Genomic DNA, 24,770 nt, shown 5'->3' on the forward strand with positions numbered 1-24,770 from the left:
GGAATCACGACGGCAGCCGGTAGCCGTGATTTCCGACAATTTTGCGGGCGGTATCGCCCTTCAGGAAGCTCATAAACGCCCGCGCCGCGATATTGTTCTCGCCCTTCTTCAAAAGAACCGCGCCCTGTGCGATCGGGCTGTACAAATCGGTCGGCACTTCATAGCGCGAACCGCCGGGCTCGCCGACAAGCTGAGACAGCGCGACGAAGCCGAGCGCGGCATTGCCGGTGGCGACAAACTGGTAGGCCTGGGTGATGCTTTCCCCCTCGACCAGCCGTTCCGCGAGCGTCTCGTAGACGCCGAGCGCCGTCATCGCCTCCACTGCCGCTGCGCCATAGGGGGCGGTGCGCGGATTGGCGATCGCCAGCTTGCCGAAGCGTTCGGGATGGAAGAGCACCGCGCCTTCCGGATCTACGAGATCTGGATCGGCGCTGTAAAGCACCAGCGCGCCGAGCGCATAGACGAAGGCGCTGCCTTCAGCCGCGTATCCTTCTTCGATCGCAAGCGCGGGGCGCTCCTCATCGGCGGCGAGAAACACGTCAAAGGGCGCGCCGTGAATGATCTGGGCATAGAGCCTGCCGGTCGAGCCGAAACTCAGCACCGCGTCATGGCCGGTCTCTTCGCGAAAGGCCTCGGCGATCTCCTCGGCGGTTCCGGTGAAATTGGCGGCAACGGCGACGGTGACCTCGCCGGCGGCGGCCGGTATCGGCGAAAATGGCAAAAACAGGAGGGCGAGAAACAGAATACGGCGCATCTTGGTCTCCGGGGCGGGTGCGGGAACTGTGCCTGCTGATCGCGCGCCGGTCAAACGGGCCCTGCGCGACAAGACGCCGCAAAATTCTGCCGACCCCCCTTTAAAATCGGTTTAGAGAGAACCAAAAAGCCTTTAGTAAGGTGTCGTTTCAATCGAACGGACGGACGCAGCATGACGGATATTATCGATCTCAACGACGACTGGGTGTTTTCCTCCGACGCTCACAACAGTTCCGTCACGCTGTCGGCGCCCGGCGATGTCCATTCCGCGCTCTTGGCCGCGGGCGCGATCGAAGATCCCTATTACCGCGACAACGAACCAAGAACCGACTGGGTTCACGAGGCCGAGTGGGTCGCCGTCAAGCGCTTCCAGCTTGCCGATGTTGATGGCGGCCGCTTCACGCTGCGCTTCGAGAGCGTCGATTGCCTGGCCGAGGTCAGCGTCAATGGAAAGCCCGCCGGGCGCTGCGAAAGTCAGTTCCTGCGCCATGATTTCGACGTCACGGAGCTTTTGCGCGCGGGCGAAAACGAGATCGCGGTGCGGTTTCTCTCCAATTCGCGCGAGGCGGAAAAGCGCGCGAAAGCGTCCGACTTCCCGATTCCCTATACCAAGAACAGCCGCATCGGCCATTTCAACTTCCTGCGCCGGGCGCAGTGCCATGGCGGCTGGGACTGGGGCATCGCGCTGTCGCCGCTCGGCTTCTACGGCGATATCACGCTGGTGCGTACCGGCGACCTGAGGCTCGACGATGTCGCGATCCGTCAGCGTCACGCGAGCGGCGCGGTGGAACTGGACGTCACCTTCCACGCCTTCGCCTTTGCGCCGGATGAGGCCGAGGCGGCGGTCGAAATCGATGGCAAGCGGGCGACCGGCATGCTGACCGCCTGGCCCGGCGAAAACCGGGTCACGGTGACCGTCCGGGTGGAAAATCCCCGGCTGTGGTGGCCGGTGGGCCACGGCGAGCAGGCGTCTTACGATCTTGCGGTGTCGCTGGCCGGCCAGCGCCGCGATTTCCGCATCGGCCTGCGCAGCGTTGCTCTGCTGACCAATGCCGACGAGATCGGCCATCGCTTCGCCTTTCAGATCAATGGCCGCGAGATCTTCATGAAGGGCGCCAACTGGATTCCGGGCGATGCGCTGCCGGCCCGCGCCACGCCCGACCAGGTGCGCGACCTGCTGCTCTCGGCGGTCGAGGCCAATATGAACATGATCCGCGTCTGGGGCGGTGGGCAGTATGAGGCCGACTGGTTCTATGAACTCTGCGATGAACTCGGCATCATGGTCTGGCAGGACTTCATGTTCGCCTGCAGCCACTATCCCGCCCATGAACGCGGCTTTCTCGATCTGGTTCGCACGGAAGCTCGCCAGCAATTGCGCCGGTTGTCGCGCTTCGCCTCGATCGCGCTGTGGTGCGGCGACAATGAACTGGTGGGCGCGCTCAGCTGGTACGAGGAGAGCATCAACGACCGCGATCGCTATCTCGCGATCTATGACCGTCTCAACCACGCGCTCGAGGAAGCGGTGGAGGACGAGGATATCGGCCTGCCGTTCCGGCCGTCATCGCCTTCGGTCGGGCGGCTCGATTTCGGCGATGGCTGGCACGTCGACACCTCGGGCGACATGCATTTCTGGGATGTCTGGCACTCGGCCAAGGATTTCGAGCACTACCGCACGGTGCGCCCACGCTTCTGCTCGGAATTCGGCTTCCAGTCCTTCCCCTCCATGCGGGTGATCGAAAGCTTCACCGCGCCGGAAGACCGCAATGTCTCCTCCGCCGTCATGGACGTCCATCAGCGCAATATCGGCGGCAACAGCCGGATCGTGGAGACCATCGCGCGCTATTTCCGCTTCCCCGACAGTTTCGAGGACATGGTCTATCTGAGCCAGCTCTCGCAGGGCCTGGCGATGAAGACGGCGATCGAGTTCTGGCGTTCTAACAAGCCGCGCACCATGGGCACGCTGTTCTGGCAGTTGAACGACACCTGGCCGGTGGCGAGCTGGTCGAGCCTCGAATATGGCGGCGGCTGGAAGACCACGCAATATCTCGCCCGCCGCTTCTTCGCGCCGCTGATGGTGACGGCGGAACCGGACCCGGATACCGGCGCGATCGTGCTGTTCGCGGTCTCCGATATCGAGGACGAAAAGCCGATCACCGTCAGGCTGCGCACCGTGAATGCCGCCGACGGCACGGTCTTTGAACTGGGTACCTATGACGTGGTCACCAGCGTGGAGACGGTGGTGGAGATCGCCCGCATCCGTCCCGAAAGCCTTGGCGACAGCACCTTCCTGCTGTTCGACTGGCGCGATGGCGAAGGCAATCATCTCGGCGAAAACGAGTATCTGCCGCAGCGGCCGAAAGCCTATCGCTTCGGGGAGCCGAAGATCACCGTCCATGCGGAAGAGGACCGGATCATGCTTTCTACCGACCGGCCGGCACTTTACGTCACCTATGATCACGGCGGCGACGACATCTACTCCGACAATTGCTTCACGCTGTTGCCGGGTGAAGACAAGATGCTGACAGTGACCCGCAGGCGGACCTCGCATCTTGGTCGGGAAAGGGCGCCTGAGCTGCGGTATTTGAAGGGCTGAGAAGACACACACCCGTCCTCTTCTTCGGTACCCCTGATGCGTGGGTCTTGCTCTTGCGAGACGATTGGCCTATTTGTCGGCGCCCAATGCCGAATGGGACGATGAGCGCACGACAGTGTTGCCGCGCGACAGCGAAGGGCCCGAATCGATATGGAACAACGCATCCCAATGCCCAGAACCTCTGTTTTCAAGCGTCTTCTCGACAGAGTACTCGCGCGCTTTATTCCTATGGCAAACCGCAGCTTGCTTTATCGGTTGCTGTCGGAAAATCTGCGGGCCCAGGCTCCGTGGTATGCTCTGGCGACGGTCGCCATGCTGATTGTCGCGGCGATGACGTCCATGAGCGCATGGATCATGAAGGATATCGTCAACGAAACCGTGGTTTCGAAGGACATGCAGCGCATGTTTTTCCTGGCCGGCGGGGTTGCGACGATCTTCATCGTCAAGGGCATAGCAACCTATTTTCAGATCGTCATTCTCAGCAAGGCCGGCAACAACATCATTGCCGTGACGCAGAAGCGCATCTTCGATCGCATTCTTCGGCAGGATCTGAATTTCTTTATCAAACATCCGTCCTCCGACCTGGTGATGCGCCTGACGAACAACGCGCAGGCTGCCCGGTCGGTTATGGATCTCGTGCTGACCTCTGCCGTCCGCGATCTCTTCTCGCTGATTGGTCTTCTGGTGGTGATGTTCATTCAGCAGCCAATTCTGTCGCTCGTAACTCTGATTCTCGGCCCTGCGGCCTTTCTGGGCGTGCGCTATCTGACCAAAAAGGTCCGCGACATCATGCGTCAGGAATTGACGGCGGTCACCAAGATCATCGAAGGCGTGCAGGAAGCTTCGACCGGGGTGCGGATCATCAAGGCATTTGGCCTGGAAGAGCATATGCGCGAACGTATGAACCAGAGCGTCACGCAGGTCGAACATCGCGCCAATTCCATCGCCCGCCTTTCGGCGGCCACCAGTCCAATCATGGAAACCCTTTCCGGGCTTGCCATTGCCGGCGTGATTGCACTGAGCGGATTGTGGGTCGTTGGCGGCGACAAGACTCCCGGCGAACTGATGTCGTTCATCACGGCACTGCTGCTCGCCTATGAGCCGGCCAAGCGGCTGGCGCGCATGCGGATCAATCTTGAAGCAGCCATGGTTGGCGTGCGCATGATGTACGAGATCAAGGATCATCCGATACAGCTGACGGAAGCCGAAAACGCCAGACCGATACCCGAAGAGGGCGGCGGAGAGATTGTCTTCGAAGATGTCGGCTTCTCCTATGCTCCTGACAAGCCCTTGTTTGAAAATCTGAATCTTGTTTTTTCGGCGGGCAAGACGACAGCGCTTGTCGGGGCATCGGGTGGCGGCAAGTCCACGATCATCAATCTCGTCATGCGTATGTTCGATCCTGATGAGGGGTCGATCAAGGTCAACGGCCTCGATCTGAGGCAGGTTTCCTTTGCCTCGCTGCGCGCCCATATGTCGTATGTCGGCCAGGACACGTTCCTGTTCAACGGCACGGTTCGCGACAATCTGGCGCTTGGCCGCGAGGGGGCGACCGAGGAAGAGATCGTCCAGGCCGCCAAGGATGCCCATGCGCATGATTTCATCATGAACATGCCCCAAGGATATGATTCTCCCGTCGGCGAAAACGGCGGCAATCTTTCCGGCGGCCAGAAACAGCGCCTGGCAATCGCCCGCGCGATGTTGCGCGATGCCGATATCCTGATCCTCGACGAGGCGACCAGTGCGCTTGATTCCTATGCCGAATCGCTGGTGCAGGATGCGCTGAAGCGGTTGACCAAGGATCGCACCACGATCGTGATCGCCCACCGCCTGGCGACGATCACGTCGGCCGATAACATCGTCGTTCTCGAAAACGGGAAGATCCTGGAGCAGGGGCCGCAGCGCGAGCTTCTCGCCCATGACGGGCCTTACCGGCGCCTTTACGAGTTGCAGATTCTGCCCCAGCTCGAAGAGGCCTGATCGCCGTCCTCCGATTTTTTTGATAAGCCATGGCTGCCCTTGCACGCCATGGCTTTTTTGCGTCCGCTTCAGCCCGGTGTAGCGACAATATGCCTCGCTCGATTTGCGGGGCATGCGGCGAAATGCTAAACAGAATGTGGCTTTTTCGTGATCGGCATATGTCGTGCTGGCGAAAGCCCCACAGGGATTGTGGAAGAGGGAAGGAAACCGGCGGGTCGGCAAACCCGCAAATCCAGGAATCGCGATGTTTACGAAAATCATGGTACCCGTCGATCTGGCCCATGCGGAGAAGCTTGAGCGCGGCCTGAAGGCTGCAGGCGACATCGGCAAGCTCTTTGGCGCATCCGTCGTCTATGTCGGCGTCACGTCATCGGCGCCGGGGGCGCTTGGCCACAATCCGGAAGAATACCGGCAGAAGCTTGAGGCCTTTGCGAAAGCGCAGCAATCCGAACACGGTTTGACGACCGACATTCATGTCGTCGTCGCCCACGATCCGGCGGTCGACATCAACCAGGCGCTTGCGCGCGCCGTCGATGAACTCGGCTGCGATCTGGTGGTGATGGCAACCCACGTGCCCAACCTTGCCGACCATTTCATGCATTCCCATGGCGGCCAGCTTGCAACGCATACCAAGGCATCGGTGCTGCTGGTTCGCGGCTGAGCCGTTTGAAGATTCGACATCGCGGATCGTCGGACGCCAGGTCCGGGCCGATGCGTCGAAGTGAAACAAGGAGATATTATATGTCCGACACGGGGATACCCGAGCCTGAAGGCGAGACAGACATCATCGACACCGATTACGAGATCGGTCAGGACAATATCACCACCAGTATCGGGCCGTTCGGTCTCGACATCCATAACCCGGTCTTTCTGATTTCGGGTCTTGCCGTCGTCGCCTTCGTGCTGGTCACGCTTGCCTTTCAGAACCAGGCTGAGGCCGTGTTCAACGGCATGCGCGACTGGCTGACCTCGACCTTCGACTGGTTCTTCCTTCTGGCCGGCAATGTCTTCGTGCTGCTCGGCATATATCTGATTTTCTCGCCCTACGGCAAGATTCGCCTCGGCGGCGCGGACGCAAAGCCGGATTATACCTATACCGGCTGGTTCGCGATGCTGTTTGCCGCGGGCATGGGTATCGGGCTGATGTTCTACGGCGTTTCCGAGCCGATTTCGCATTACACCGCGTCTGTCGCGGAGAATGCAGGCACGCCGGATAGCTGGGCCCCGCTCGGCGGCGCGGCGGGCGACACGGTGAAGGCGCAGTCGCTTGCCATGTCGGCGACGATTTTCCACTGGGCGCTTCATCCCTGGGCGATCTACGCCATCGTCGCGCTGGCGCTCGCGCTGTTTTCCTACAATAAGGGCCTGCCGCTCGCCATGCGCTCGGTGTTCTATCCGATTTTCGGCGAACGCGTCTGGGGCTGGACGGGCCACATCATCGACGTGCTGGCGGTGCTTGCAACCTTGTTCGGGCTTGCGACATCGCTCGGCATCGGCGCGGAACAGGCCAATGCGGGCCTCAACCACATTTTCGGCCTGCCGGTGAGCGAGGTCTCCAAGGTGGTGCTGATCGTCTTCATCACCGGCATCGCGCTTACCTCGGTGGTCGCGGGCATGGATGCCGGCGTCCAGCGGCTTTCGAAGATCAACATGGCGCTTGCGGCCCTGCTGCTGCTGTTTGTGATCGTCGTCGGACCCACGCTTGCCATTCTCGGCGGCATATTCACCAATTTCGTCGATTATGCCCGTTACCTGCCGGAGCTTGCCAACCCGTTCGGTCGCTCCGACAAGAACTTCCTGGATGGCTGGACCTCGTTCTACTGGGCCTGGTGGATCTCCTGGTCGCCCTTCGTCGGCATGTTCATCGCCCGCGTTTCGCGCGGCCGCACGGTGCGTGAGTTCATCACCTGCGTGCTGGTCATTCCGTCGGTGGTCTCGATCGTATGGATGACGGTGTTCGGCGATACCGCGATCCGCGAAATCATCGTCAACAATTATGAGGCGCTGGCCGACGCGCCGCTCGATCTGAAGCTGTTCATCATGCTGGAGGCGCTGCCGCTGGCGACGATCACATCGGTCATCGGCATCGTCCTCGTCATCGTGTTCTTCGTGACCTCGTCGGACTCCGGCTCGATCGTGATCGACACGATCACCGCCGGCGGCAAGGTCGATGCGCCGGTGCCGCAGCGTGTGTTCTGGGCAAGCTTCGAGGGTCTTGTGGCGATCGCGCTGTTGCTCGGCGGCGGCCTCACGGCGCTGCAGGCGATGGCGGTATCAACGGGCTTCCCGTTCACCTTCGTCCTGTTGCTGGCCTGCTTTGCGATCATCAAGGGGCTCAGAAGCGAGCCGCGGTAAACGCGCCGCTTCTTTCAAAGCGAAAAGTGGCGTTCCACGCGGACGCCGCTTTTCTGTGTCAGCGGGAGCTTCGCAATCAAGCCGTGCTTCGAGCGAAGACCGCGGATCGTCGCGCGCCGCTGCGGGAACCGGATACCGCTTTTCCCGAAGCGGATTTAATCGAAAACAATGGACGGCGCCGTGCGGGTGCGGGCGTTGAGCCCGTCCAGCACGGCCTTGGCGATCGACCGGTAGGCCGCCGCATGCGATCCGCCGGGATCGTCGACGACGACCGGCGTGCCGGCATCCGATTTTTCGCGGATGTCGATTGCAAGCGGCACCTCGCCCAGAAACGGCACGCCGATCTTGTCTGCCTCGTCTTTCGCGCCGCCATGGCCGAAAATATTGTGGGTCGCGCCGCAATCGGGGCAGATGAAGGTGCTCATGTTCTCCACGATCCCGAGCACGGGCACCGAGACCTTGTTGAACATGGCGATCGCCTTGCGGGCATCGATCAGCGCCAGGTCCTGCGGGGTCGAGACCACCACGCTGCCGGCGAGCGGCACCTGCTGGGCCATTGTGAGCTGGGCGTCACCCGTGCCCGGCGGCATGTCGACCACCAGCACGTCGAGTTCGCCCCAGGCAACCTCGCGCAGCATCTGCATCAGCGCCGACTGCACCATCGGCCCGCGCCAGATCACGGCGGTGCCCTCATCGACCAGGAAGCCGATCGACATCACCTTCAGGCCGAATTTTTCCATCGGCATGATGGTGCGCCCCGGGCCCTGCATCGGCCGGCCGGACAGGCCGAACAGCCTTGGTATCGACGGCCCGTAAATATCGGCGTCGAGCAGGCCGACCTTCAACCCTTCGGCGGCAAGGCCAAGCGCCAGATTGACGGAGGTCGTGGATTTGCCGACGCCGCCCTTGCCGGAAGCGACCGCGATGATCGAGCCGATGCCGGGAATATCCGGCTTGGCGGCCTGTTCCGGTTTTTTCGGCGGCTCGGTCGAGCGAGGTTTCTGATCGCTGGCCGGTTTGTCTGCGGTCAGCGTCACGAAGGCCTGTCTTGCGCCGGGGATGGCTTCGGCCGCCTTGGCCGCGGCCTGCCGCACCGGCTCGAAGGCTTTTGCGTCTCCGCCCGGCACGGTCAGCGAGAAATAGATCTTTCCGTCGGTCACGAAAATGTCGGAGACAAGCCCGCTGAAGGCAAGCGGTTTGCCATCGGGAAGGTTGACGGCTTCGAGGCTTCTGAGAACCTGCTGGCTGGTGATTTCGGTCATGAGACGGATTCCCGGGTTTTCCGGCAGCGCCGGAATTGCGTACGCCCTAGATAGTGGGAAATGCCGCACGCGCCAATGGCAAAGCCGGAATCCGATCCTGCGATAGGATGGTTTTTCGGCAAGGGGCCGACAACCGGAGTGGCCAGACAAAGCGCGGCGGCAAGTCTCGCGACAGAACAAAGCGGGGGATGGTCCAAGCAAAACGATAGAAACGCCGGCGCGTGTGAAGGAACCCGAAGGTTCACGGCGCCGGCGTTTCTATTATCTTAAGTCCGCGCTCTTGGGCGCGTATTTGTTTTCATCCCCTCTGGAACTGTCGAGAAGATGGACTATTCGGTTTGCCTTTGCAAGCAGCTTTTTTACGGCTGGAACAATGATTTAGACTCAATGTAGTGGGAGAAGGGCCTCCGTTCGATTTGCTGCACTGCACAAATTATTGACTCCGCTTATTTTTTAAGCCTCTGCCGCGATTTCGCCGGCTTCAGCCGCAGTCTTGAAAAAAATGCGAATCGAAGTGCCGGCGGGGGACTTCCATCCTGGCATATGGTCAAACTGAGCGCTTGATTGATTGCCGGGCCTTGTCTTTCCGCTGAAAAAGTCTTTCCTCTGGAAAGGTCGGGAATTTCCGTGGTAGGCGCGGCGGCAACACAAAAAGAAATGAGGGGCATCGGGAGAGACAATGATCACAGAGACCGTATTTGAGGGCAGGATCCTGGTGACGGACCGGATGTCGCTTGGCGAGGGGCCGGGCTATGACCGCGACACCGACATGATCTGGTGGTTCGACATCAATGCTAGCAAGCTGCATCTGCTGAACGCGTCCACCCGCGAGCGCCGGATCATTCAGCTTCCGGAAATGGCGAGCGCTCTGGCGGTGGTGGACGAGCACCGCCAGGTGATCTCCACCGAGACCGGGCTCTATTTCCGCGATACCTCCACCGGCGCGCTGTCGCTGCATGTGGCGATCGAGGCCGATAACGCCGTCACACGCTCCAACGATGCCCGGGTTCATGCCTCCGGTGCATTCTGGGTGTCGACCATGGGCAAGAACGCCGAAACGGGCGCCGGCGCGATTTACCATGTGCTGGAAGGCGTGGTGACCAAGCTGTTCGACAAGATCACCATCCCGAACGCGATTTGTTTTTCGCCGGACGGGGCGACCGGCTATTATGTCGATACCGATGTCAATCAGTTGATGTCGGTTCCGATCGCGCCGGAGACCGGCCTGCCGACGGGCCCGGCCAGCGTGTTCATCGATACCGCGCATATGGCCGGCGGCATGGACGGCGCGGTCTGCGATGGCGACGGCAATATCTGGAACGCCCGCTTTGGCGCGGGCGTCCTCGACCAGTTTGATCCGGCCGGCAAGCTCAAGGCGCGCTATCAGCTTCCCGCCCGCCAGCCGACCTGCCCGGCCTTTATCGGCCGTGACGGCGGCTGGATGATGGTGACGAGCGCCGCGCAGGACACGCGCGTCGAGGAGGAGCCCAATGCCGGCAATACATTCGCGCTTGTCACCGGCGCCAAGCCGCGCTTCGATCCGGCCTATCGCGCCGGCCGCTGAGAGAGGCCAAATCCCCGTGGTGCGGGGACGCGAATCTGTTATGAATGCGCCATGAGCATCAGACAGCTTTCCGAAACCGTCATCAACCAGATCGCCGCCGGCGAGGTCATCGAACGGCCGGCGAGCGCCGCCAAGGAACTGGTCGAAAACGCGCTCGATGCCGGGGCGACCCGGATCGAGATCGCGACCGCCGGTGGCGGCAAGGCGCTGCTTCGGGTCACCGACAACGGCTCGGGCATGAGCCGCGAGGATCTGGCGCTCGCGGTCAGGCGGCACTGCACCTCCAAGATCACCGCGGACCTCACCGATATCCGCACGCTCGGCTTTCGCGGTGAGGCGCTGCCCTCGATCGGCTCTGTCGCAAGGCTTTCGATTTCAAGCCGCACGCGCGAGGCGGGCGAGGGCTATCGCATCGCGCTGGAAGGCGGGCGTTCCGGCGAACCGGAGCCGGCCCCGGTCAATGCCGGCACGATCGTCGAGGTGCGCGACCTGTTTTTCGCGACGCCGGCCCGGCTGAAATTCCTGAAGACCGAGCGCGCCGAGACCGGTGCGATCACCGAGGTGGTCAAGCGCATGGCGCTCGCCTTCCCGGCAACGCGCTTCGTGTTGTCGGGCTCGGATCGTTCCACGCTGGAACTGCCGGCGACCGGCGACGACCGGCTGGCGCGCATCGCCCAGGTGCTCGGCCGCGATTTCAGGGCGAACGCGATCGAGATCGATGCCGCGCGCGAGGATGTGACGCTTTCCGGCTTTGCCGGCGTGCCGACCTTCAACCGCGGCAATTCCGGCCATCTCTACGCCTTCGTCAACGGCCGGCCGGTGCAGGACCGTCTGCTTCTCGGCGCGATCCGCGCGGCCTATGCCGAGACGGTGCCGAAGGGGCGTTATCCGGTGGCCGTGCTGTGGTTCTCGCTCGATCCGGCGCTGGTCGATGTCAACGTCCATCCGGCCAAGGCCGATGTCCGGTTTCGCGATCCAGCACTTGTGCGCGGGCTGATTGTCGGCGCGATCCGCGAGGCGCTGACGCGGGCGGGCGACCGGTCGTCCTCGACCGGCGCTGATGCGATGCTGAGGGCGTTCCGCCCGGGTTTCTCGCCCGAGCCCGCCGCCGCATCGCGGGTCTACAGGGGCGATTATGAGCGGGCGACCAATGCGCAATGGTCTCCGCAGCAATCGCCCTATCGGCCGGAGGGTTTCCGCGAAGAGGCCGCGCCGCGCTTCGGCGAAATGGCGACCGGTTTCGCTGAAGCCCCAGCCGGCTTTGCAGGCTTTGCGACGCCCTCGGCGCGCGGCGAGGAGCCGGGCCCGGCCGTCCAGCCCTCGCCAGACCATCCGCTAGGCGCGGCGCGCGCGCAGGTGCATGAGAATTATATCGTCGCCCAGACCGATACCGGCCTTGTCATCGTCGATCAGCACGCCGCTCATGAACGCCTCGTCTACGAGGCGCTGCGGACGGCCCTGTCCAAGGACAGGCTGCCCTCGCAAATGCTGCTGATCCCGGAAATCGTGGACATGCCGGAGGAGGATTGCGACCGGCTGATGCCGTTTGCCGACGAGCTTGCGCGGCTCGGTCTCGTGTTCGAGCGCTTTGGCCCCGGCGCGCTCGCCGTGCGCGAGACCCCGGCGCTGCTGGGCGAGGTCGATGCCGCGGCGCTGATCCGCCAGCTTGCCGACGAGGCTGGCGAGTGGGAGACCGCCGATGGCCTGCGTGCGAAGCTCGAAAGCGTGGCGGCAACCATGGCCTGCCACGGTTCGGTGCGCTCCGGCAGGCGCTTGCGCGTCGACGAAATGAATGCTCTCCTCAGGCAGATGGAGACGACGCCGGGTTCCGGCCAGTGCAATCACGGCCGGCCGACCTATATCGAACTGAAGCTCGCCGATATCGAGCGCCTGTTCGGGCGCTGATGGCACAACGCATTCGGAACTGGAGATCAAGCGGTGAATATCTTTGATGGTAGCGGCAAGGGCGCGGCGCGGATCCGCTATCTCGACGCCAATTTCGAGGTTGTGACGCCCGGCTCCTATGTGGTCTGCGCCATCACCGGCAGGCACATTCCGCTGGAGGAGCTGCGCTACTGGAGCGTCGCCCGCCAGGAGGCCTATGTTGATGCCGAGGCCTCTTTCGAGGCGGAGAAGCGCGCAGGCGCGCTTCCGACGGATAAGGCGTAAACTCCAAGCCTAGCGTCCGCTCGCGTCGTCAGTTGCTGCCCGGCAGGCCCAGCCTGTTGCGGGTGAGCGCGAGGCCCTCCATGCCCTTTGGGTTGCCCATTTCGGCAAGCGCGCTGAACACTTTGTGGGCGTCGGTGTAGCGGCCGAGATTGTAATAGGCATAACCCTTGATCACCATCAGGCCGGTTTCCTCGGGCGCGAGCTGGTTGCGCTGGTTCAGGAGCAGCAGCGCGTCCTGATAATGCCCGCCCTGATAGGCGGCGATCGCGCGCGCCGAGAGGATGTCGACCTGCAGGTTGAGCTGGCGTTCGCGGCTGAGCGGCTCCTGGGAGGCGGCGACGGCGGCCTTGTTGGTCAGGCCGAGGCGCATATAGGCAAGGCTCTGGCCATAGGCTGCTTCCTCGCGGTTTTTCGCCGATGACGAGCCGAGCGCGGTCTCGAAAGCGCGGGCGGCCTCGGTCGGGCGCTGCAGATCCATCAGGCACCAGCCCTGGCGCAGCGCCGCATCTGGCGACAGGTTTTCGGCGGAACGTCCGCTCCAGCAGCTTGAGCCGGAGGAGGAAGACGTGCCGCCGCTGGACGCCACACGCCGGGTCGACGTCGAGCTCGATGTGCGCACCACGGCCGGTTCGGCGTCGGCAACCGGTATCGCCGTGCCTTCAGGCAACTGGGTGCCGGCCGGAAGCCTGGAAACCATGATCTGGTCGCCGCTGGCATCGGCGGCGCCGACGACGTTCAGATAATAGGCGACCTGGAACTGGCGCAGATAGTCGCGATTGGCGTAGGCCTGTTCGTCGAACCGGTAGATTTCGGTTTTCTCCGAGGGCTGGCCGGTGGTGTAGAACGCCGCCTGGATCTGGGCCGCGGACGGCTGATAGCGGTTCTGCTCCGGCTGAAGCGCGGTATTCAGCACGGTCACGGTCTGCACGCCGGTCACCGGATCGGTGCGGATCATTGAGCGCGGAATGCTGAGGCGCTCCAGCGCCTGGACGCGGCTTGCCGGGCTGCCCGGCGCTGCCGATTGCGCCGCCGCGCCGCCGCCATAGTAATACTGGTAATATTCCGGCACGTAATTGGCGGGCGCGGTATCAGCCTCCGCGCCGAGCCCGAGCGCGCCGGGCGCTGCGACCGGCGCGGTCAGGGCCACGCCATTCTGCGGCTGTCCGGGCGATGACGGCATGGCGGTCGCGCCGATCGGGGTCTGCTGGCCGGTGGCGAGATCGATCTCGGCGATCGGCACGGCCACGGTGCGGCTGGTGCCGTTTGCTTCCTTCAGCACCGTCAGCTCGAACACGGTCGCCATCATGTTTTCAAGCGTGGTCACCGGCGCGTTGGGGTCGTTCAGCCAGGCGATGCGCTCGGAATAGGGCGCCCAGATCTTCTGCATCAGGTAGACGCCGGGCTTGTAGTTCATGTCGTTGAGCGTCAGGGTCACGCCATAGGCTGCCGGCTCATACCACGGCTGCCAGGAGAGTGCTGCCTCGAACCATTGCAGCGCTGCGAGCGGCTGGTTGAAATCCTTGGAGTACCAGCCGAACTGCTGGGCGGCGGTCATGCTCTTGGCTTCGGTGATGACGTCGGCCATGCGGCTCAGGACATCGGTGGGATAGTCCTTGCGCGGAATCCGGCCGAGCATCCGGACCACGGCATTGAGATAGGTGTCGAGCGCCTCATCGCTGTCATTGCGCCAGGGATACATCACCGACTCGGCCTCTTCGGCCTTGTCCTGTTCGATCAGGATCAGCGCCAGCCCTTGCGAAATCGTGGCCGAATCACCTTCATCGCGGGCCTTGCGGAACCATGGTTCGGCGGCGTTTTCGCTGCCGCGGATCAGGAAATACCAGCCTAGCAGCTCCGCATCATTGGCCGAATTGGAGGTGTTGGCGAGTTTCTCCATTGCCGCCAGATCGTCGGGGGAGATGACGATGGTTTCGTCGTCGCCGGCTTCGGCGAAGCGGTCGCGCAGCAGGTTTTCGCTGATCTCCTGAAATTCGGGCATGTCCTGTTCATCAGGACGCTCGAAGCCGATCAGCGTCTTCATGTCCTCATAGGGCATGACGGCCAGCGCCTTCTGCAGCGTGGCCAGACGCTCCTGCGTATTGTCGCAATTCTTCATGATATAGGTGTAGCTGTCCATCGCGCGGTTGAGCTTGTCGGTCTTGGCAAAGGCTTCGCTCACCAGCCACAGGACATTGATTTCCGCGCAGGTCAGGATGCTTGGCGATTGTGATGCGAGATCAATGACCTTCTCATAGTCGCCGTCTTCCGATGCCTTCAGCAGGTCGGTCCGGTTTTCGGCGATCTGCAGGCGGTCGATCAGGTCGGCCGGCGGCAGCCAGTTGGGCTCTTCGGTCTGGCGGGTCTGGATCAACTGGCGGACCTCGGCGTAATTGCCGCGCGCATAGGCCTGCCACATGGCGTTAAGCTGCTCGTCCTCGCCGTCCTCGATGGCCAGCGGATTGGCCGGCGGCGTCCAGTTGGGATAGAGCGAGCGCAGCCGCGAGATCTCCGCCTGGAGACGTTCCAGGTCGCCCTGCTGGGCGAAATAGCGCAGCGCGCTTTCATCGACCGCCGGACGTTCCGGCTCCTGGGTCGGTTGGGCGGCAGGCTGCTGGGCTGGCTGGGAGGTGCTGGCATTGGTCTGCGGCGTCGGGCTGTCGGGCAGATTGCGCAGATTGGTGGAGGGCTCCTGGGCCTGGGCTTCGTTCACCGCCGAAAAGCGCGGTTCGGCCGCCGGCGCGGGCGCTGGCGCGTCATCGTTGACGATTTGCTCATAGGCCTGGCTGAATGCCTCGGTCGGCTCGGCCAGCGCGGTGGAGACCGGAAGCTTGCGGCCGGGCGCGCCCATGCTGCCCATGCTGATTGCACCGATCATGGCGATCGCGCCTGCCGTCAGTGCAACATAAGTCAGCTTCATGGTATCCATACTCCGGCCGAGCGGCCGTTCCCTGTGCTGGAACCGGCTGTGCCCGCATTATTGCCCGTGTGTTCGCCGCCCGCACCGGCGCTGTCGCGATAGCGGAGGCCTTCAACCTTGGGTGCAGCGGAATTTGCGCGGCTTGGCATGTCGGGTCCCTGTATCCGGCTTGCGGCGAACGTCATTTGATTCACCACAAACACGTATTGTCGTTAAGAAATATTAAAAACCGGGGCGAATAGCAGCGAAGTTTTAGAGAAATTGTTAATTTTCCGGTGCGTTCCCCTGATGTCGCGTTAGCTCTTTGTTTACCAAACTCTGAAAAATATGAATGTGAAATACAAAAGACCGGTTCGGGCTTTCTGCCGCCCCAGGCGGCGATAAACCAAGGTGTGCTTAAAGATGTCGATTGCCGTTGCCCGTCAGATCAGGTCCCGCTGCCGAGCGGCTTTGGGCCTCGTCGCTGCGGGCCTTCTGGCAAGCTGCGCCGGCAATTTGCTGCCGTACACGTCTTCGGTGCGCAGTCTTCTGCCGGAAGAGGCCGTGATCATGCCGCCGCCCGGCGGACCGGCGATCGTCTCCGTGCTCGAGGAACAGTTTTCAAACGCCATCGACCAGCAGATCATGCTGCGAACCGATGCGCGCACGCCCGGCCAGAACGCGATCCACGCCGTCTTCTTCGGCACCCGCAACTATGCGCGCATGAACGGTAACAGCCTGTCCTATCAGTCGATCACCGACCGCCGCATTGATGAGGAGATGCGCGAGCAACTGCCCGGCGTGCGCATGGTTCGATCGCCCTATTATGTGCAGAACAATTACGGCCCGTTCGGCTATGCCTTCGGCCATGGCCGGGGCGACGATCTTTGCATGTATGGCTGGCAGCAGATCAGGCCGGGACAGGACAGCCTCGCGGCTTTCGGCCAAGCCGGCACGATCCAGGTGCGGGTGCGCTTCTGCGAGGCCGGGGCCTCGGAGGACGACCTGCTCGGCATCATGTACGGCTACACCATTGCCGCGGCGGTCGATGCCTATGGCTGGAACCCCTATGGCGAGCAGGCCGGCCCGCCGCCGCTTCTGGGCGAGACCGGTGCCCCGACCTATCCGCGCAAGGCCTATGACCCGAGGCCCGAACGCGTCGCCGACACCGAGAAGGTGCTGAAGTCCTCCTCCGCCAGCACCGCGCCGGTGACCCGTGTCACGACCCGTCCGGTCGCAACCGGCGACGAGATCAATGTCGATGTCGTGCGCCTGCCGCCGGGAAGCCTGCCGTCGGGCGGTTATGTCAGCACGCCCGCCATGCCCGGGGCCTATGCGCCCGGCCTGCCCGCAGCGGGCGCGCCGGCCTCGACCATCCCGGCACCTGGAAGGCAAACGCCCGCGGCGTCGACAAGTGCTGTGCCGTCGACTGTCTCGCCGACTATCGGCGCTCCGACCTCCGCGCCGGCCTCGACCAGCATCCCGGTTCCCGCGCGTCCAGCCGCCGCCTCGTCGACGACAGCGCCGGCCAGCTCGGCTGCGACGGGCTTCGCCGCGCCGGCGTCGTCCAGCCGGTCAATCCCGGCGCCGCCGTGCCGCCTGCTGCCGGGTTCGACGACGGTAAGCTGCGAGTAGTTTTCGGCGGCGGTTTGAGGGGAAGGGACCGGAGCTTCCGCTCTGGCGGATATCGCCATCGGACCGCAAAATTGCTAAAAATCAGACGGATAGGGCGGGCAAGCAATGACGGCACGGGCCGCGCTGCCGCGTGACACCGGAAAAAAACTATATCCGCGCAAGACAATTTTTAGTTTTCTTGCGTATAAGTCCGGAATACTCCGTTCGTAAGGACCTGTTTAATGCGCAAGATCGCAATTACCATTGCCTGGATTATTACCGCGATCTTTATTCTCGGCCTCGTCACGCTCCCGATCGATCTTCGAACCCAGATCGTGGTGAGCTTTGTCGCCGTGGCCGTGATGCTGGTTCTCAAGCAGATGCATGCCGAGGGCAACTGGCGGCTGATCGCGCTGGCTTTCGGCACGTCGATCGTGCTGCGCTACGTGTTCTGGCGCACCACCAGCACGTTGCCGCCGATCACCGAGCTGCAGAACTTCATACCGGGCGTGCTGCTTTACTGCGCCGAGATGTTTTCCGTGGGCATGCTGGCGCTCAGCCTGTTCGTGGTCGCGCTGCCGCTGCCGGTGCGCCCGCGCTGGGGCAAGCTTGAGGGCGACCTGCCCTATGTCGACGTCTACGTCCCGTCCTATAACGAGGACTCGACGATGCTGGCCCACACGCTCGCCGCTGCCAAGGCCATGGAATATCCGGCGGAAAAGCTCAAGGTCTACCTGCTCGACGATGGCGGGACCGAGCAGAAGCGAAACTCCAAGAACCTGGTGGAGGCGAGCCTTGCCCAGACGCGTCATCGCGAGCTGAGGCAGATCTGCGCCGAGCTCGGCGTCGGTTACATTACCCGTCCGCGCAACGAGCACGCCAAGGCGGGCAATATGAACCACGCGCTTCAATACACCACCGGCGACCTGATCGTGGTGTTCGACGCCGACCACGCGCCCGCCAATGACTTCCTTCAGGAAACGGTCGGCTACTTCATGGAAGACCCCAGGCTCTTCCTGGTCCAGACCCCGCATTTCTTCATCAATCCCGATCCGCTCGAGCGCAATCTCAGAACCTATGAGATGATGCCGAGCGAGAACGAGATGTTCTACGGCATCATCCAGCGCGGCCTCGACAAGTGGAACGCCTCGTTCTTCTGCGGCTCCGCCGCGGTGCTGCGCCGCGAGGCGCTGAATTCGGTGAACGGCTTTTCCGGCGTTTCGATCACGGAGGACTGCGAAACCGCCGTCGAACTGCACTCCAACGGCTGGAACAGCGTCTATGTCGACCGCCCGCTGATCGCCGGGCTCCAGCCCGCAACCTTCTCCTCGTTCATCGGCCAGCGCAGCCGCTGGGGGCAGGGGATGATGCAGATCCTCCGGTTCAAGTTTCCGCTGCTCCTGCGCGGCCTCACCTTGCCGCAGCGGCTTTGCTACATGTCGTCGAACCTGTTCTGGCTGTTTCCGTTCGCGCGCGCCTCGTTCATGATCGCGCCGCTCTGCTACCTGTTCTTCGGGCTGCAGATCTTCGATGCCTCCGGCGGCGAGTTCCTGGCCTATACGCTGTCCTATCTGATCGTGAACATGCTCATACAGAACTACCTGTTCGGCCAGTTCCGCTGGCCCTGGATTTCCGAGCTTTACGAATACATCCAGACGGTTCACCTGATGCCGGCGGTGGTCTCGGCGATCATCAATCCCAAGAAGCCGTCCTTCAAGGTGACGGCGAAGGACGAGTCGATCGAGCACAGCCGGCTTTCCGAAATCAGCCGGCCGTTCTTCATCATCTTCTTCATATTCGTCGCCGCCAGCGTGATGATGGTCTACCGGCTCTATGCCGAGCCCTATCTCGCCGGCGTCACCTGGGTGGTGGGCGGCTGGAATTTCCTCAACCTGTTCCTGACGGCGGCCGCGCTCGGCGTCGTCTCGGAAGCCGGCGAACGCCAGAAGGCGCGGCGCATCAAGATGTCGCGTCGCTGCGAACTGGTGATCGGCGACAGCGTCTATCGCGGCACGATCGAGGATGTCTCGACCGATGGCGCGGGGCTTCAGGTCCAGGTGCGCGATCTCGACCGCCTGCGCCCCGGCACCCATGCGCTGCTCCGGGTTGAGCCGCATCGCGGCGGCGATGCCGGCGAGGTGCCGGTGATGATCCGCCACGCCCGCTCGCTCGGCGAACTGGCCATGGTCGGCTGCCGCTACGCGCCGGTGTCCAGCCTGCATTATTCGGTGGTTTCCGATCTCATGTTCGCCAATTCGGAGCGCTGGCAACAGCTTCTGCAATCGCGCAAGAACGACCCCGGCACGCTTGCCGGCACATTCTGGTTCATCAAGATGTCGGTGCGACAGATGGGCCGCGGCATGAGCTATTTCATAGGAAAGTATCAGCCGAACACGGGCGGCGGCGCCGCACGGGCGAAGGGCAAGAGCTGATGAAACGGATCCTGCTTTTTCTGGCATTTCTCCTGGCCGGCGTTCCCCTCGTCTCGGCACAGACGACAACGCCGCCGGCTTCGTCGGGCACCGTTGCGCCGTTTGATATGGGCAGCGACGGCTCCGGCCCGCTTCCGCGCGCCCCCTCTGCCCCGCCTACGCCGACTTCGCCCGCCGCCACGCCCGAGCCGGTTGCCGAAACGGTGCCGTTTTTCCGCTACATCGTGCCGGCCGACCAGATGCGGCTCGAGGGCGAAAACGGCGAGCGGGCCTGGTCGGTCTATCTGACAGAGGCACAGGCGAAATCGGCCTCGCAGTTCAATATCGGCTATCAGAACTCGATCTTCGTCGCGCCGGAATATTCGAATCTGTCGATTGCCTTCAACAATGTCGAGATCGCAGCGCCCCCGCTCGATTCGTCCGAGCGCCAATCCGACCTGCGCTTCGAGGTGCCTGCCGGCGTGTTGAAGCCGGGCTACAACCAGTTCTCGATCAAATACAAGCTGCGTCACCGCACCGATTGCGACCTCGATTCGACCTATGACCTGTGGGCCGACATCGACCCGGAACGAACCTTCCTGATCTTCGGCGACGCGGCGACCGCCGAACTTTCCTCGATCGGCGATATCCGCGCGGTCGGCGTCGATGCGATCGGGCGGACGCAGTTTCATATCGTGGCACCTGGCCTTGCCGATACGATCGCCGGCGATCCGCTGCTGGAACTGGCGCAGGGCCTCGCTCTGCTGTCGGACATGCCGAACACCTATTTCACCTATTCCACCTCCGAACCGGTGAAATTCGCCTCCGGCGTGCTGCCGGTCTATGTCGGAACGCCGGATGAGCTGAGGCCCCTGCTCGGCGATGCGCTGCCGGATATCGGCACGGCGCAATCGGCGCGCTTCATCGGCACCAACGCGCTCGGCCAGAGCGTGCTGGTTCTGGTCGCGCCATCCTGGCAGCGGATCGGCCCGCTGATCGACGGCATCACGGAGCCCGCCGCCCGCAGCGCCGCGATGAAGGACGAGGCCTATTCCACGCATTCCTGGCGCAAGCAGGACACCCAGCTTCTGACCGGTCACAAGACGCTGACCTTCGAGCAGCTCGGCATTCCGACCCAGGAGTTTTCGGGCCGCGTGTTCCGCGCCGAATTCACCATCGGCCTGCCCGCCGATTTCTACGCCGACGCCTATGGCGAGGCGCGGCTGATGCTCGACGCCGCCTACGGGCCGATCGTGCTGCCGGGAAGCCGGCTGCACGTGTTCGTCAACGATCAGCTTGCCGCCACATGGCCGATCAGCACGGTCAACGGTGCGGTGCTCCGGCGCACGCCGGTGCGCTTCACCATGCGCCACATGAAGCCGGGCGTGAACAAGATCGTGCTGGAAGCGGCACTTCTGACCAAGGAAGACGCCGCCTGCCTGCCGGGCGCGACGGCCGACGACACGCCGCGCTTCGCCGTGTTCGACACGACCGAATTCGTCATGCCGAATTTCGGCCGCGTCGCGCAGGTGCCGGACCTGTGGGCCACCAGCGGCACGGGCTTTCCCTATTCGCGCGACAAGGCGCGCATCCCGCTCTATATCGACAATCTCAGCCCGGATACGCTTGCCTCCGCATCCGATTTCGTCGCCAAGCTTGCCAATGCCGCCCGCGCCCAGATTCCGGTGGATGTGGTGCATTCGGTCGAGGATGTGGGCGAGGGTGACGCGATCTTCCTCGGCTCCATCGGACAATTGCCGACGCAGGCGCTCCGCCAGACCCAGATCTCGCAGACCAGCCGCAGCGTGTGGACGCAGCAGGTCGGCGGCGAGGCCAATTACAACGAAGCGCCGGAAACCACGATCGAAGAGTGGGACGAGCAGGTCACAGCCGGCTGGTACAACTGGATCTTCGAGGTCGAGAAATATCTCAAGCGCAATTACGACCTGTCCTTCGAAACGCTGCGCTTCCTGCCGCGCCCGGATTCCGACTATCTGCCGCCGAACTCGATCTCGATGATCATCGCGCAGGAGCCGAGCCCGAACAGCGACGGGGCCTGGACGATGATTTCCGCGCCGTCTCAGGAAAACCTTTCCAACGGCATGGCGGCGCTGATGAAGCGCCAGCACTGGGATGCCGTGCAGGGAAGGGTCACGACCTATAACCGCAATACCGGCGTGATCGACAATGTCGGCATCGGCGCGACCGACTTCATATTCGATACGCCGTTCTCCATCAGCAACATCCGCCTGGTGCTGACCAACTGGTTCTCCACCAACACGATGTCGTTCTCGCTGGCGCTGGTGATCTTCTCGGTGCTGCTCGGGATCGCCACCAAGGCGATGCTGACCCGCTACGGCCGCTACGAGGATTGAGCCTGCTTTTGAAAGGCGATGGCGGCCGCGCCGGCCAGGCCGGGCTCGGCCCCGCTTGCGGCGGGCACCACCAGCGGCCGGTCGAACTTCCATAGCGTGAGCGGACGCACCGCCTCGTCGATTGCCGCGAGCAGATCGTGGGCGCCGGCAAGCCCGCCGCCGGCCGGCACGATGGTGGCCCCGGTCAGGTTGACGCAGACCGCGAGCGGCCCCGCGATGAGATCGAGATAGACGCTGACGGTGCGGGTCGCCGCGACCTCCGCCGCCCGCCACGCATCCAGGATGGCTCTCGAATCGAGCGGAGCGCCGTGAAGATGGGTATGCAGCCGTTCGATGCCGCGAGCGCCGGCAACGGTGTCGAGGCAGCCTGAAAGGCCGCAGCCGCAGGCGAAATGCGGTATCGCAATGCCGCCCGCCATGGTCGGCGCGATCGGTCCGTGGCCCCATTCGCCGGCAAAGCCGCCGCCGGCATTGATCAGCCGTCCGCCGGAAACCAGCCCGCCGCCGACGCCGGTGCCGAGAATGATGCCGAACACGATCTCGTGGCCCCGCCCGGCCCCGAACACGGCCTCGGCCACGGCAAAGCAATCGGCGTCATTGGCAATGACGACCGGAATGCCGGTCAGCGCTTCGAGATCGGCGGCAAGATCGGTATCGTGGATCGCCGGTATGTTGGCGACGATCATCCGTTCGGTCTCGGGATCGACGACGCCGGCAAGCGAAATCGCGATCGCGTCTGGTTTCTGCGAAAGGTCCGCGGCAATGCCGGCAAGGCGCGCGAGAAACGCCTCGCGGTCATGCGCGGGCGTATCGAAGCGCGAAACCTCACCCGGCGCGCCGCCATCAACGGCGATCGCCGCCCGGATCGACGTGCCGCCGATATCGAAACTCAAAACGCAAAATGCCATGTCCATTCCCTCAGCCCGCCGCGCTCCGGGATGAATGGGGCGGCGGCTGGAAAAGACCTATCGCATTTCGCCGCCAGGGGGAATCGCCTGACTTGCGCGAAAAGCGGCAAACGAAAGGTGGGCTGGCTCCCATTCGCCCGGACCGGGCGGCGAAAACGCGAAAAGGCTTCCGCATATGCGAAAGCCCTTCGAATTCCGTCAATGGGATGGTGGGCGTGACAAGGATCGAACTTGTGACCCCTACGATGTCAACGTAGTGCTCTCCCGCTGAGCTACACGCCCATCCGTGGCGCGGTGTATTCCAAAATTTGGCGGCGGCGTCAACTTATTTCTGAAGCTTTTTTGACGGGGGCTGCGGGCCTTTCAGGCGGCCAGCACCTTTTCGACTTCATCGACCAGATCGCGCAGGTGGAACGGCTTGGAAAGCACCTTGGCATCCTTCGGGGCCTGCGAATCGGCATTCAGCGCCACGGCGGCGAATCCGGTGATGAAGATCACCTTGAGATCGGGGTCGAGCTCGGTGGCGCGGCGCGCCAGTTCGATCCCGTCCATTTCCGGCATGACGATGTCGGTCAGAAGCAGCGAGAACGGCTCCTCGCGCAGCCGGTCATAGGCGCTTGCGCCATTGTCGAAAGCGGCGACCTGGTAGCCCGCCTTTTCCAGCGCCTTCACCAAAAAACGGCGCATGTCATCGTCATCTTCAGCAAGGAGGATCTTCATCAGCATCAGCTCAACCACATCGGCGCATCTTAACGGTCTGATAGACCCTCTGTCGTAAACAAGCAATAAAGACGGTCCCAAACTTTTCAAGCGCTGCCAAGGCGGCTTGGCAGGAGGGGCCGGGCGTCCTAGATTTCATCCATTGAAGCGCCGAAGGAGCAAGGGTGACAGAGCTGGGCAGACAGGAGCGTCAGGCGGACGGCGATGGCCGGAACGTGTTCTTCGAGGTGATCCGCCCCGAGACGCAGACCCTGCCGCTTGTCTTCAACTCGCCGCATTCGGGCCGGGTCTATACTCGCGAATTCCTGGCCGCCTCGCGGCTTGATGCGCAGCAGATTCGCCGCTCGGAGGATCTTTATGTCGATGAGCTGTTTTCGGCCGCGCCCGCCTTTGGCGCGCCGTTGCAGCGGGCGTTCTTTCCCCGCGCCTTCCTCGATGTCAATCGCGAGCCGTTCGAACTGGACCCACGGATGTTTTCCGGCCCGCTGCCCGCCCATATCAATGCGGTCTCGCCGCGGGTTATCGGCGGGCTCGGCACCATTCCGAAGATCGTGGCGGAGAACATGCCGATCTATGATGCGCCGCTCGATGTGGCGGAGGGGCTGTCGCGCATCGAGTGGATCTACCGTCCCTATCACCAGAGCCTCAAGGCGCTGCTGCAGGAAACCCGACGCAATTTCGGCCGGGCGGTGCTGATCGACTGCCACTCCATGCCCGGAACGGTGTCGGTCGGCGGGCATCGCCGGCGACCGGATTTCATCATCGGCGACCGCTACGGCACCAGCGCCTCGGCGGCGATCGCCTATGCCGCGATCTCGATCCTGGAGGGCATGGGTTTTTCCACCGCCTACAACAAGCCCTATGCCGGCGGCTTCATCACCGAGCACTACGGGCGCCCCGCAGCCGATTGCCACGCGCTGCAGATCGAGATCTCGCGCCGGCTCTATGCCGATGAGGCAAGCCTGCAGAAGAAGCCGGAATTCGTCGCGGTCAAGCAGGCGGTCAACCTGTTCATCGGCGAGTTCGCGGCATTCTTGATGGCGGAGGGGGAGGCGCCCGGCCTTGCGGCGGAATGAGGTTGCCAAAAAAAACCGCGCTTGTGGCGCGGTTAAGTCTAGGGAGGAAACACCCAAGGAGGGTATTCACAGTCGAAAGACTGTAATTGAACCT

The 24,770-nt window shown here is 63.0% G+C and carries 16 protein-coding genes and 1 tRNA gene; 11 read left to right on the plus strand and 6 right to left on the minus strand.

Going from position 1 to position 24,770, the window contains the following annotated elements; translation table 11 throughout:
- Positions 1 to 4 precede the first annotated feature (4 nt).
- Positions 5 to 754 carry a molybdate ABC transporter substrate-binding protein gene (gene modA, locus Mame_RS04845; protein WP_018064877.1) on the minus strand — a complete coding sequence of 250 codons (750 nt, stop codon included), beginning with the start codon at positions 752 to 754 and terminating at the stop codon, positions 5 to 7.
- A 171-nt stretch (positions 755 to 925) separates the two neighbouring features.
- On the opposite strand from modA, the gene Mame_RS04850 reads away from it, so the two are divergent.
- The 4 genes from Mame_RS04850 (at position 926) to Mame_RS04865 (ending at position 7,681) form a co-directional block, all read left to right on the plus strand.
- Positions 926 to 3,346 (plus strand): beta-mannosidase, encoded by a 2,421-nt coding sequence (locus Mame_RS04850; RefSeq protein ID WP_018064876.1) that lies wholly within the window; start codon positions 926 to 928, stop codon positions 3,344 to 3,346.
- A 150-nt stretch (positions 3,347 to 3,496) separates the two neighbouring features.
- The gene (locus Mame_RS04855; RefSeq protein WP_418287793.1) at positions 3,497 to 5,326 is read left to right on the plus strand and encodes an ABC transporter ATP-binding protein; all 1,830 of its coding nucleotides are present in this window, start codon (positions 3,497 to 3,499) and stop codon (positions 5,324 to 5,326) included.
- 244 nt (positions 5,327 to 5,570) lie between these two features.
- On the plus strand, positions 5,571 to 5,987 hold the full coding sequence (locus Mame_RS04860; protein ID WP_026173487.1) for a universal stress protein: 417 nt from the start codon (positions 5,571 to 5,573) through the stop codon (positions 5,985 to 5,987).
- 80 nt (positions 5,988 to 6,067) lie between these two features.
- Entirely contained in the window at positions 6,068 to 7,681 is a 1,614-nt protein-coding gene (locus Mame_RS04865) for a BCCT family transporter (protein WP_018064872.1), read from the plus strand.
- A 155-nt stretch (positions 7,682 to 7,836) separates the two neighbouring features.
- Here Mame_RS04865 and apbC read toward each other — a convergent pair whose 3' ends face one another.
- Entirely contained in the window at positions 7,837 to 8,943 is a 1,107-nt protein-coding gene (gene apbC / locus Mame_RS04870; RefSeq protein ID WP_018064871.1) for an iron-sulfur cluster carrier protein ApbC, read from the minus strand.
- Positions 8,944 to 9,622: 679 nt separating this feature from the next.
- On the opposite strand from apbC, the gene Mame_RS04875 reads away from it, so the two are divergent.
- Genes Mame_RS04875 through Mame_RS04885 form a run of 3 tightly spaced genes read left to right on the plus strand, consistent with a single transcriptional unit; the run spans position 9,623 to position 12,676 of the window.
- Entirely contained in the window at positions 9,623 to 10,507 is an 885-nt protein-coding gene (locus tag Mame_RS04875) for an SMP-30/gluconolactonase/LRE family protein (protein ID WP_018064870.1), read from the plus strand.
- 51 nt (positions 10,508 to 10,558) lie between these two features.
- Positions 10,559 to 12,412, plus strand: coding sequence for a DNA mismatch repair endonuclease MutL (gene mutL, locus Mame_RS04880; protein WP_018064869.1), 1,854 nt, complete (start codon positions 10,559 to 10,561; stop codon positions 12,410 to 12,412).
- A 33-nt stretch (positions 12,413 to 12,445) separates the two neighbouring features.
- Complete coding sequence (locus Mame_RS04885; protein WP_018064868.1) at positions 12,446 to 12,676, plus strand: DUF2093 domain-containing protein; 231 nt, start codon at positions 12,446 to 12,448, stop codon at positions 12,674 to 12,676.
- 28 nt (positions 12,677 to 12,704) lie between these two features.
- Here the strand turns inward: Mame_RS04885 and Mame_RS04890 are convergent, their stop codons facing one another.
- A complete protein-coding gene (locus Mame_RS04890) occupies positions 12,705 to 15,593 on the minus strand; it encodes a hypothetical protein (RefSeq protein WP_155122023.1) in 2,889 nt (962 codons plus the stop codon).
- A gap of 402 nt (positions 15,594 to 15,995) precedes the next feature.
- Here Mame_RS04890 and bcsN point away from each other — a divergent pair, with 402 nt between their 5' ends.
- From bcsN to Mame_RS04905, 3 genes are all read left to right on the plus strand, one after another.
- Positions 15,996 to 17,207: a cellulose biosynthesis protein BcsN gene (gene bcsN / locus Mame_RS04895; RefSeq protein ID WP_079920692.1), complete on the plus strand. Its 1,212-nt coding sequence runs from the start codon at positions 15,996 to 15,998 to the stop codon at positions 17,205 to 17,207.
- Positions 17,208 to 17,428: 221 nt separating this feature from the next.
- Positions 17,429 to 19,618: a UDP-forming cellulose synthase catalytic subunit gene (bcsA, locus tag Mame_RS04900; RefSeq protein WP_018064865.1), complete on the plus strand. Its 2,190-nt coding sequence runs from the start codon at positions 17,429 to 17,431 to the stop codon at positions 19,616 to 19,618.
- Positions 19,618 to 21,972, plus strand: a complete 2,355-nt coding sequence (locus Mame_RS04905; RefSeq protein WP_018064864.1) for a cellulose biosynthesis cyclic di-GMP-binding regulatory protein BcsB — start codon at positions 19,618 to 19,620, stop codon at positions 21,970 to 21,972. Before bcsA ends, Mame_RS04905 begins: the two co-directional genes overlap by 1 nt.
- Here Mame_RS04905 and Mame_RS04910 read toward each other — a convergent pair.
- From Mame_RS04910 to cpdR, 3 genes are all read right to left on the minus strand, one after another.
- A complete protein-coding gene (locus Mame_RS04910; RefSeq protein ID WP_018064863.1) occupies positions 21,960 to 22,886 on the minus strand; it encodes an ROK family protein in 927 nt (308 codons plus the stop codon). The two genes, Mame_RS04905 and Mame_RS04910, sit on opposite strands and share 13 nt — an antisense overlap.
- Before the next feature lie 201 nt (positions 22,887 to 23,087).
- A tRNA-Val gene (locus tag Mame_RS04915) sits at positions 23,088 to 23,162 on the minus strand.
- Between the two features lie 81 nt (positions 23,163 to 23,243).
- Positions 23,244 to 23,606: a cell cycle two-component system response regulator CpdR gene (gene cpdR, locus Mame_RS04920; RefSeq protein ID WP_018064862.1), complete on the minus strand. Its 363-nt coding sequence runs from the start codon at positions 23,604 to 23,606 to the stop codon at positions 23,244 to 23,246.
- Positions 23,607 to 23,764: 158 nt separating this feature from the next.
- Here cpdR and Mame_RS04925 point away from each other — a divergent pair, with 158 nt between their 5' ends.
- Positions 23,765 to 24,676 carry an N-formylglutamate amidohydrolase gene (locus Mame_RS04925; protein WP_018064861.1) on the plus strand — a complete coding sequence of 304 codons (912 nt, stop codon included), beginning with the start codon at positions 23,765 to 23,767 and terminating at the stop codon, positions 24,674 to 24,676.
- Positions 24,677 to 24,770 lie beyond the last annotated feature (94 nt).

The organism is Martelella mediterranea DSM 17316 (genome assembly GCF_002043005.1).
Classification (GTDB): Bacteria; Pseudomonadota; Alphaproteobacteria; order Rhizobiales; family Rhizobiaceae; genus Martelella; species Martelella mediterranea.

Coding starts and splice junctions, on each gene's coding strand:
- modA (WP_018064877.1), bottom strand. CDS start 754: ATGCGCCGTATTCTGTTTCTCGCCCTCCTGTTTTTGCCATTTTCGCCG.
- Mame_RS04850 (WP_018064876.1), top strand. CDS start 926: ATGACGGATATTATCGATCTCAACGACGACTGGGTGTTTTCCTCCGAC.
- Mame_RS04855 (WP_418287793.1), top strand. CDS start 3,497: ATGGAACAACGCATCCCAATGCCCAGAACCTCTGTTTTCAAGCGTCTT.
- Mame_RS04860 (WP_026173487.1), top strand. CDS start 5,571: ATGTTTACGAAAATCATGGTACCCGTCGATCTGGCCCATGCGGAGAAG.
- Mame_RS04865 (WP_018064872.1), top strand. CDS start 6,068: ATGTCCGACACGGGGATACCCGAGCCTGAAGGCGAGACAGACATCATC.
- apbC (WP_018064871.1), bottom strand. CDS start 8,943: ATGACCGAAATCACCAGCCAGCAGGTTCTCAGAAGCCTCGAAGCCGTC.
- Mame_RS04875 (WP_018064870.1), top strand. CDS start 9,623: ATGATCACAGAGACCGTATTTGAGGGCAGGATCCTGGTGACGGACCGG.
- mutL (WP_018064869.1), top strand. CDS start 10,559: ATGAGCATCAGACAGCTTTCCGAAACCGTCATCAACCAGATCGCCGCC.
- Mame_RS04890 (WP_155122023.1), bottom strand. CDS start 15,593: ATGAAGCTGACTTATGTTGCACTGACGGCAGGCGCGATCGCCATGATC.
- bcsN (WP_079920692.1), top strand. CDS start 15,996: ATGTCGATTGCCGTTGCCCGTCAGATCAGGTCCCGCTGCCGAGCGGCT.
- bcsA (WP_018064865.1), top strand. CDS start 17,429: ATGCGCAAGATCGCAATTACCATTGCCTGGATTATTACCGCGATCTTT.
- Mame_RS04905 (WP_018064864.1), top strand. CDS start 19,618: ATGAAACGGATCCTGCTTTTTCTGGCATTTCTCCTGGCCGGCGTTCCC.
- Mame_RS04910 (WP_018064863.1), bottom strand. CDS start 22,886: ATGGACATGGCATTTTGCGTTTTGAGTTTCGATATCGGCGGCACGTCG.
- cpdR (WP_018064862.1), bottom strand. CDS start 23,606: ATGCTGATGAAGATCCTCCTTGCTGAAGATGACGATGACATGCGCCGT.